4 protein-coding genes are annotated in these 4049 nt (G+C 74.8%); 2 read left to right on the top strand and 2 right to left on the bottom strand.

Annotated features, from left to right (window positions below; all coding sequences use genetic code 11):
* Positions 1-2100: helicase-associated domain-containing protein (locus DKL51_RS15255; protein ID WP_124812184.1), on the bottom strand; the 2100-nt coding region annotated here is incomplete at its 3' end.
* Between the two features lie 86 nt (positions 2101-2186).
* On the opposite strand from DKL51_RS15255, the gene DKL51_RS15250 reads away from it, so the two are divergent.
* Both DKL51_RS15250 and DKL51_RS15245 read left to right on the top strand, forming a co-directional pair.
* A complete protein-coding gene (locus tag DKL51_RS15250) occupies positions 2187-2810 on the top strand; it encodes an HAD family hydrolase (protein WP_124812183.1) in 624 nt (207 codons plus the stop codon).
* A gap of 28 nt (positions 2811-2838) precedes the next feature.
* On the top strand, positions 2839-3225 hold the full coding sequence (locus DKL51_RS15245) for a cold-shock protein (protein ID WP_109944660.1): 387 nt from the start codon (positions 2839-2841) through the stop codon (positions 3223-3225).
* Here DKL51_RS15245 and DKL51_RS15240 read toward each other — a convergent pair.
* A complete protein-coding gene (locus DKL51_RS15240) occupies positions 3186-4016 on the bottom strand; it encodes a 1,4-dihydroxy-6-naphtoate synthase (protein ID WP_109944659.1) in 831 nt (276 codons plus the stop codon). The two genes, DKL51_RS15245 and DKL51_RS15240, sit on opposite strands and share 40 nt — an antisense overlap.
* Between the last annotated feature and the right edge of the window lie 33 nt (positions 4017-4049).

The raw sequence follows: 4049 nt of genomic DNA, 5'->3' as shown, positions 1-4049 counted from the left end.
GTCCACGAGGTAGCTCAAGCCCTGCGGCACCGGGGTACGCGACCGGCGGCGGAACAGGGCGTGCAGGTCGTCGGCCGCGTAGCCGGCGTCCCGCAGCGCGGTCAGCATCCGGTTCACCTGGTACGGGGTGGAGAGCACCGTCGGGGCCAGCCGGCGGAACGCCAGTGACTCCAGCCGCCTGTCCGCCAGTACCTCGGTGAGCAGTGCCTCGTCGTCGCTGCGCACGTACCCACCGGCCGAGCCGACCCGCAGCCCGCCGTGTTTGCGGGCCACGTCGTCCACGAGGTAGCTCAAGCCCTGCGGCACCGGGGTACGCGACCGGCGGCGGAACAGGGCGTGCAGGTCGTCGGCGGAGTAGCCGGCGTCCAGCGCGCGCCGGACGCTGGCCGTGGTGACCCGGTGCACGCTCGCGCCGCCCGCCGACTCGTGCTCGGCCACCACCTCCAACTCACCGGCCAGGGCCGGGTCCGGCGGGCCGGGCACCACCACGGTCAGGTCGGCCTGCACGAGGAAGTGGTCGACCGGGGCGGGGAGCAGGGCGTCCAGCGCCCGTACCGCGGTGGACGGCTCGCCCGACTCGGCGTCGGAGTGCACCCCGAGCGGGTCGTCCGTGCCCCGCTCGTCGGCCTCGGTCACGTCGGCCAGCAGCAGCCGCCCGTACGAGGTGAGCGCGCCGAGCCCGGTCACGCCGAGCTGAGCCGCCTCGGCCAACACCTCCCGGTGTGCCGCCTCCCGCCCCCGGCTGCGCCGCGGCGCGCGCCAGTCCAGCAGCTCCAACACCTCGTCCGGTGTCGGCGCGGTGGCCGGCTCCAGGTCGGCGAGCACCCCGAGCACCGACCGGCGGGCGACCGGCGCGCCGGCCCGTTCCGCCTCGGCGGAGAGCACCGTGATCGGGCGGTCCCGGTCGTCCCGCTGGCCGACCAGGCCCACCTGCCGGGTCATGGTCAGCCAGGCCCGGGCCAGCTGCTCCCAGCGCTGCGCCAGGGAACTGGCCCGCCACACCTCGTACCCGCCGGTGGGGAGAATCTGCTGGTCCCCGCCGTACCGGGTGGTGGCGGCGCCGGTCAGGTCCATTTCGCCGATCAGGCCGGCCGCGTACGCCACCTCGAAGAGCAGCGCGGTGGTCGAATCGTCCAGCCCGAGGCTGCGGGCCAGCCGGCGCAGGTCGCGTACGCCCACGCCGCCCGAGCGGAGCACCGGGGCCGGCTCGGCGGCGAGGCTCTCCAGCAGCGCCTCGGTGTGGCGTACCACCTCCATGGTCTGCCCGGCGCCGGCCGAGTCGACCGCCTTGGGCTCCCGCGGCGGGCTCGCCACCTGCGGCGGGCTGGTGCGCAGCGGGCCGAGCGGGCCGCTGTCCCGGCGCAGCAGCAGGCCCACCTCGCGCGGCAGCTCCACCGTGCCGGCACCGCCGCCCCGACCGGTCGAGACGGGGACCAGCAGCCGGCTGTCGACCAGCCAGCGGACCGGTGAGCCGGTCGGCGCGCCACCGTTGATGGCGTCCGGGGGAAGGGCGTCCTCCGTGCCGGACGCGGGGGCCTGGAGCGCGCCCGGCAGGAGGCTGCCCACCGGCGGTCCGGCGGCCAGCCGGTCCAGGATCGCCCGGGCCGACGGGGGCGCAGCCAGCAGCGTCCGCCGCAGCTTCGCCGGGTCCGCGCAGAGGGCCGCCGTGCGCGGGTCCAGCTCCGCCGCCGGTCGGCCCAGTCCCGCCGGGTACGGGGACACCTCGTCGACGCCGGCCACTACGTGCAGGTCGTGCTCCGGGCCGTACAGCAGGAAGAGCGCGCGGAGCTTGTTCACCGCGCCCCGGACGGCGGTCGGGGCGGGCGGGTGCGGGCCGGCGGTGGCCATGGCCAGGATCGCCTCGGTGTCGGTGCCGCCCTCCGCCGGGTCCCGGGTGAGCCGCGCGGCGTCCAGGATCTGAAGGGTGAACTGGTCCAGCCCGTCCAGGGCGCGGGCCACGGAGACCCGGGACTGGGCGCGGATCGCCAGCGCGGAGATGTCGGCCGGTACCGGCACGACGAGGTCCGGCCGCAGCTGGAGCAGGGCGGCGAGGGACTCGTCGGGCAGGGCCCGCAGATGGTCGGCGAGTGAGGTGGTCATCGTCGTACCACGCTAGCCCGGCGGAAGCCCTTCCCGCCCCTCGGACGAGCGGCTGGACCGGGGAGTTGGGCGGGTAGGTTCTCGGCATGCTCCCGCTGATGGTCGGTTTCGACCTCGACATGACCCTGGTCGACTCGCGTCCCGGCATCGCCGCGGCGTACCGGGCGCTGACCGCGCGTACCGGTGTGCAGGTGGACGCCGACGCGGCGGTGTCCCGGCTCGGTCCGCCGCTGCGGGTCGAGATCGCCCGCTGGTTCCCGCCCGAGCAGGTGGAGGAGGCGGTGCTGGAGTATCGGGAGCTCTACCCGGCGTACGCGATCACCCCGACCGTGCCGATGCGCGGCGCGCTCGCGGCGATCGAGGCCGTGCACGCCCGCGGCGGCCGGGTCATGGTGGTGACCTCGAAGATCGGCCGGCTGGCGAAGCTGCACCTGGACCACCTGGGGTTGGCGGTCGACGAGCTGGCCGGGGACCTGTTCGCCGAGGAGAAGGCGACGGCGTTGCGGGAGCACGGCGCGACGCTCTACGTCGGTGACCACGTGGCGGACATGGCGGCGGCGGAGGCCGCGGGAATCCCGGGCGTGGGAGTCGCAACCGGGCCGTGCTCCCGGGACGAGCTGGCGGCCGCCGGGGCGGAGCTGGTGCTGGACGATCTCACCGGATTCTCGGCGGCGCTGGACCGGATCATCGGGCTAGCCTTGGAGCAGTAGACGTCTCAAGCGAAGCAGGGGTTTTCAGGTGCCGACGGGTCGAGTGAAGTGGTATGACGCGGCCAAGGGATACGGGTTCGTCACCAGCGACGAGGGTGGCGACGTGTTCCTGCCCAAGGGCGCGCTACCGGCGGGCGTCAGCGACCTGAAGGGTGGCCAGCGGGTCGATTTCAGCGTGGTCGACAGCCGCCGGGGTGCCCAGGCGATGGGGGTCAAGCTGCTGGAGGCGCCGCCGTCCGTGGCGGAGCTGCGCCGCCGGCCGGCCGAGGAGCTGCACGGCCTGGTCGAGGACATGATCAAGGTGCTGGAGGCGAAGGTCCAGCCGGACCTGCGCCGGGGCCGCTTCCCGGACCGGAAGGTAGCGCAGAAGGTCGCTCAGCTGGTCCACGCGGTCGCCCGCGAGCTGGAGGTCTGAGGGACGAGCCCGGCGTCGGCGGCCCGGCCCAGCAACGCCTCGACGGCGGCGAATCCCGCGTCCCCCAGGTTCGCGGTGAAGTCGTTGACGTAGAGGCCGATGTGCCGGTCCACCACGTCGGGCTCCATCTCCTGCGCGTGGGAGAGGACGTACTCCCGGCTGGCCTCCGGGTTCGCCCACGCCTGGCGTACCGACTCGCGGATCCAGCCGGCCGCCTCGACCGGGTCGACGCTGCCCTTGCGGGCCAGGATGGCGCCGAGCGGGATGGGCAGACCGGTGTCGCCCTCCCACCATTCACCGAGGTCGACCAGGGCGGTCAGCCCGTGCCGGGGGTAGGTGAACCGGGCCTCGTGGATCACCAGACCGGCGTCGTACCGCCCGGCGGCGACCCCGGGCATGATCTCGTGGAACGGCACCACCTCGATCCGCGCCGGCGGCCGGTCCGCGGACCAGAGCCGGAAGAGCAGGTACGCCGTGGTCCGCTCGCCGGGCACCGCCACCGTCGCGCCGGAGAGGTCGGTCCGGTCGCCCCGGGTCAGCACCAACGGCCCGCAGCCCCGGCCGAGCGCCCCGCCGCAGGGCAGCAGGTGGTAGTCGTCGAGCAGCCAGGGCAGCGCGGCGTAGCTCACCTTGACCAGGTCGAACGCCCCGCGCTCGGCCGCGGTGTTGGTGACGTCCACGTCGGCGTAGGTCACCTCGACCGGCGGTGCGCCGGGCACCCGCCCGTGCACCAGGGCGTCGAAGACGAACGTGTCGTTGGGGCAGGGCGAGATCGCGAGGGAGAGCGCCACGCCCCCACGTTAACCCCGCCCCCTGTCTCTTAT

The sequence above is a fragment of the Micromonospora globispora genome (assembly GCF_003857015.1).
Lineage (GTDB): Bacteria > Actinomycetota > Actinomycetes > Mycobacteriales > Micromonosporaceae > Micromonospora > Micromonospora globispora.
This window is presented reverse-complemented; position numbering and strand designations above follow the sequence as displayed.

Coding starts and splice junctions, on each gene's coding strand:
- DKL51_RS15250 (WP_124812183.1), top strand. CDS start 2,187: ATGCTCCCGCTGATGGTCGGTTTCGACCTCGACATGACCCTGGTCGAC.